This window comes from Micromonospora sp. 4G55 (assembly GCF_016803375.1).
In genome coordinates, this window is the sequence record NZ_JAEVHN010000507.1 from 1 (window position 1) to 4,554 (window position 4,554).

The window sequence follows — 4,554 nt, forward strand, 5'->3', positions numbered from 1 at the left end:
TGGCGACGCCGCCCAGCGCCTCGCGGACCGGCCGGCCCAGCGCCCCGGTGTGCCCGCCCGCCTCGGTGCGGCAGAAGTACGCCAGCTCGCAACTGGCCAGGCACTCCGGCGCGTAGCGGCGCACCCGGCGCAGGCCGGCGGCCAGCGTCGCCGGATCGGCGGTCGGGTCGGCGGTGAAGTCCGCCGGCACGGTGTCGAGCAGCACGTCCAGCTTCGCCATCCGGTCGAGCTGCCGGCGCAGCACCAGCAGCTGCTTGCGGACGTCGAGCAGGCTGGCCACCGGCCGGTTGCCGAAGTCACGCGGGCAGATCAGCACCACGTCGTGCGAGACCAGCTCCTCGTCATGCCCCTCGGCGGCGAGCAGCTCGCGCAGCGCCAGCACGTAGACGGCGGACTGGATGGCCGCGGCGGCCACCTTCGCCGGGTCGGCCTGCCCGTCGACCACCGGGAACGACTTGATCTCCACCACGTGGAACCGGCCGCCGAGTCGGGCGGCGACCAGGTCGGGTTCCAGGTGCACCCGCTGGCCGGCGACGTCCAGACCGAGCAGCGGGTGGTCGAAGAGCGCCGCCTCGGCCCCCTGGCTGGTCAGCGCCCGGCGGGACCGCTCGTGCCGGTCCGGCAGGTCGTCCGCGCCGCCCAGGTCCGTCCAGCCGGCCCGCTCCGGCACCGGTACGCCGAGCCGCTCGGCGACCAGCCGCAGCAGCTCCGCCCCGCCGTCGGCCTTCACCTGCGCCTCGAAGGCGTTGCCCCGGGTGATGGCGAACCGCGACTGCCCGAAGCGGGCCGGGAAGCCGATCACCTCCGCCAGCCTCGGCTTGTCCACCCCGGCGCCGTCCAGCACCGCCCGGCGGGCGCAGCCCGGGTTACCGGAGAGCGCGGCGATGGTCCGGGCGTTGTGCCGCTTCGGGGGCAGGTCGCCGCGGATCGCGGCCAGGCGCTGCGCGGTGCTCGTCACGATCCGCCAGGATAGGCGCTCAGCGCCGGTTCGGCCGGGACGCGGGCCCGGCGGACCAGCACGGCGGTCGCCACCGCGGCGAGCAGGGCCACGGCGGCCATCACCCAGAGCACGGTACGCAGGCCGCCGGTGAAGCCGGGGTCGGCGAGCCGGCCGGCGGTGGTGCTGGCCAGCACCGCGCCGACCACCGCGATGGCGACGGTCTCGCTGGCCAGCCGAGCCGTGTTGATCATCCCGGCGCCGGTGGCCGCCCGGTGCGCGGCGACGCTGCCGATCGCCATGGCGTCGAGCAGGCCGATCGACAACCCCACCCCCACGCCGATGGTCAGCAGCGGGCCGGCCAGGGCGGCGGTGCCGCTGTCCGGGGCGAGCACGGTGGCCCAGGCGGCGCCCACCGCGACCACCGCCACCGAGGTGACGATCACCGCCGGGGCCGACACCAGCCGGGTCAGGGCACCGCTGAGCAACGGCAGCACCAGCGTCGGCGCGGTCAGCAGGATCAGCGTGGCACCGGCCGCGCCGGGGCTCATCCCGACCACCGTGGTCAGGTACGACGGCAGGTAGACCAGCAGCGGCACCAGCACCGCGACGATGGTGGCCGCCGCCAGGCAGATGCCGAGGAAGCGGGGGCTCGCCAGCAGGGCCAGGTCGAACATCGGCTCGGGTCGCCGGCGTTCCACCCGGACGAAGGCCACCAGCAGGGCCACCGCCGCGGCGAAGGCCGCCACGATCACCGGGGCGGACCAGCCCAGCTCGGGGCCCTGCACGAAACCGAAGATGAGCAGCAGCAGCGCGGCGGTGAAGGTGACCGTCCCGGGCCAGTCGATCCGCCCGGCGTGCGGCTGGCGGGACTCGGGCAGCAGCGGAGTGAGCGCCAGCACCGCCACGGCGGCCAGCGCCGGCGCGGCGAAGACCGCCCGCCAGCCGAACGCGGAGATCAGCAGGCCGGCGATGGAGGGCCCGAAGGCGAGGCCGACGCCGATGGTCGTACCGAAGATGCTGAACACCCGGGCGCGGGCCGGCCCGGGAAGGCGTGGGCCAGCAGGGCGGAGGCGCTGGTCGCGGCGGCGGCCGCGCCCACGCCGGCCAGCGCGCGCAGCAGGTCGAGCAGCACGATGTTCCCGGCGACCGAGGCGAGCAACCCCGAGCCAGCGAAGATCGCGACGCCGGTGGCGAAGACCCGGCGCCGGCCGAGCAGGTCCGCCAGCGCCCCGGTGGCCAGCATGAAACTGGCGAAGGTGGCGTTGTAACCGTTCACCACCCACTGCACGCCGGCCAGCCCGGCGTCGAGGTCCCGCCCGATGTCCGGCAACGCGACCGACGCGCCGGTCAGCGAGACCGGCAGCGAGAGGGTGGACAGCAGGACGGCGACCAGCACGACGGCCGGGTGGTTACGCAAAGATTCTCCCCGTTCGGACGGCGGCCCCAGCCTAAGACGCGGAGGTGGGCAGGCATCCGGTACGGGCGGAAGATCACATGGTCAGCGCTCGGCGGACCGGTTCCAGGGTGAGCGGGGCGAGCGGGCCCCGGCCAGCGGCCGGCTGCGACGGCGGTGCCGGCGAGGGCCCGGGGTGCAGGGCGGACGGGAGACGGTGTGCACCGGCGCGGGGGCCGGCACGACCGGTTGCCGGCCGATCAGCCAGCAGAGGAAGCGGGCCATCGCCGGGTCAGCCGACCGGGAGGCTGCGGGCCTCGTCCTTGGAGATGCCGTACTCGGCCCCGCAGAACGAGCACTGCTGCACGTAGCGGGTGCGGACCGGGATCAGCGGGATGAAGAAGAGGGTGAACTTCGTCGACCGGCGGGTGATCACCTGCGCGGCCCGGTTGCCGCAGTTGCGGCAAACCGCGGTGACCACGCCGGACCGGTTGACGGACGTGCGCAGTCCGAAGATGAAGAACATCGCCGGCCTGTACCCGCCGGAAGGCGCTCACACACCCGTTCTCAGGAAGAGGTTCGTCGCCACGGCCGACGGGCGTCGAGCTGGCCGGCGAGCAGCTCCAGGAATTCCCGGAACCGCTCCTCGGTGTGCGGGGTGGGCAGCTCGTCGGTCAGCGGGCCGCGGTGCCGCCGGGCCTGGACGATGGCCGCGGCGTAGGCGCTCGGACCGGCGCCGAACGACCGGCGTTCGACCATCGCCTCGGCCATCCGGGCGGCGGCCACGTCGTCCAGCTCCGCAGTGAAGATCAACCCGTAGAGGATCTGGTTGACGACACCCTTCCAGTCGTCGCGGGGCATCGCGGTCCTCCTCGGTAACTCCGTCGCCGGTGAGCGGTGCCGATGACATGATCCACCCGGGTCCGGCCCCGACCCGGTGGACCCGCCGTACCGGTGCGTCGGCGAAGATTTCCCGCCGGTCGGTGTCCGGATCCGGGTCCGGCGTTCGTCACCCTGGTGAGAGACCACGACACCGAGGAGCCCGACCGATGAAGTTCATGATGTTCGTCTGCACCGACACCGAGCCGGACACCGACCCGAGCGCCGCGCCCGACATCGACCAGTGGGTGGCCGAGCGGGACGCCCGCGGCCAGCGCCTGACGGGCGACGTGCTGGCGCCGCCCTCGGCGGCCACCACGGTCCGGGTACGCGGCGGCGAGCTGCTGCTCAGCGACGGCCCGTTCGCCGAGACCAAGGAGGCCATCGCCGGGTTCGACATCCTGGAGTGCGCCGACCTGGACGAGCGATCGAGGTCGCCCGGGCCCACCCGATGGCGTACGGCGGCCGGATCGAGCTGCGGCCCTTCGCCGGCCTGGACTGACGCCGGTGGTCGACGCGGCGGACGCGGTGGCGGACGCGGGTGCCGAGGCGCACCCGCGGATCGTCGCCGCGCTGATCCGGGTCACCGGCGACTGGACGCTCGCCGACGGACTGGCGCCCAGGACGGCGCTGGCCTCGGCGCTGGAGCGCTGGCCCCGCGACGGCGTGCCCGGCAATCCGGGCGGCTGGCTGATGACGGCGCCCGGAACCGGGCCGTGGACGTGCTGCGCCGCGCCGCGGTGGAACGGCGCAGGCTGCGGGACCTGGCCCTGCTGACCGATCCCGAACCGCCGACCGGGACGGAGGGGGACGTGGTGGACGACCGGCTGCGACTCGTCTTCACCTGCTGCCACCCGGCGCTGGCCCTGGAGGCGCGGGTCGCCCTGACCCTGCGCACGGTGGCCGGCGTGCCCACCGCCGACATCGCCCGCGCCTTCCTGGTCAGCGAGTCCACCATGACCCGGCGGATCACCCGCGCGAAGACCAGGATCGCCACGGCCGGCATCCCCTACCGGGTGCCGACCGGGTCCGCGCTGGTCGAGCGGCTGCCGGGCGTACTGGCCGTGCTCTACCTGCTCTTCACCCGGGGGTACGACGCCGACGGCGAGCGCGCCTTCGCCGACGAGGCGATCCGGCTGGCCCGGCTGCTCGACCGGCTGATGCCCGACCAGCCGGAGGTCCCCGGGCTGCTGGCCCTGTTCCTCTTTCAGAACTCGCGCCGCGCCGCCCGCCGCGACCCGGCCGGTGACCTGCTCACCCTCGACGAGCAGGACCGCTCCCGCTGGGACCGCGCCGCCATCACGGAGGGACTCGCCGCCCTGGACCGCGCCGGCCACGGCCC

5 protein-coding genes and 1 pseudogene are annotated in these 4,554 nt (G+C 74.8%); 1 reads left to right on the forward strand and 5 read right to left on the reverse strand.

Annotation, left to right across the window (positions count from 1 at the left end; all coding sequences use genetic code 11):
• From JNW89_RS28510 to JNW89_RS28530, 5 genes and pseudogenes are all read right to left on the reverse strand, one after another.
• A partial coding sequence (locus JNW89_RS28510) for a hypothetical protein (protein ID WP_238451460.1) occupies positions 1-958 on the reverse strand: 958 nt, incomplete at its 3' end.
• Positions 955-2,357: pseudogene (locus JNW89_RS28515) on the reverse strand (MFS transporter). The pseudogene JNW89_RS28515 and the gene JNW89_RS28510, both read right to left, overlap by 4 nt.
• Positions 2,358-2,438: 81 nt before the next feature.
• Positions 2,439-2,618 (reverse strand): hypothetical protein, encoded by a 180-nt coding sequence (locus tag JNW89_RS28520; RefSeq protein ID WP_238451461.1) that lies wholly within the window; start codon positions 2,616-2,618, stop codon positions 2,439-2,441.
• 7 nt (positions 2,619-2,625) lie between these two features.
• Positions 2,626-2,859 carry a zinc-ribbon domain-containing protein gene (locus tag JNW89_RS28525; protein ID WP_154939182.1) on the reverse strand — a complete coding sequence of 78 codons (234 nt, stop codon included), beginning with the start codon at positions 2,857-2,859 and terminating at the stop codon, positions 2,626-2,628.
• Positions 2,860-2,900: 41 nt separating this feature from the next.
• The gene (locus tag JNW89_RS28530; RefSeq protein ID WP_238451462.1) at positions 2,901-3,194 is read right to left on the reverse strand and encodes a hypothetical protein; all 294 of its coding nucleotides are present in this window, start codon (positions 3,192-3,194) and stop codon (positions 2,901-2,903) included.
• A 188-nt stretch (positions 3,195-3,382) separates the two neighbouring features.
• Here JNW89_RS28530 and JNW89_RS28535 point away from each other — a divergent pair.
• Positions 3,383-4,554 (forward strand): DUF6596 domain-containing protein (locus tag JNW89_RS28535; protein ID WP_238451463.1); only part of this gene is annotated, 1,172 nt, incomplete at its 3' end.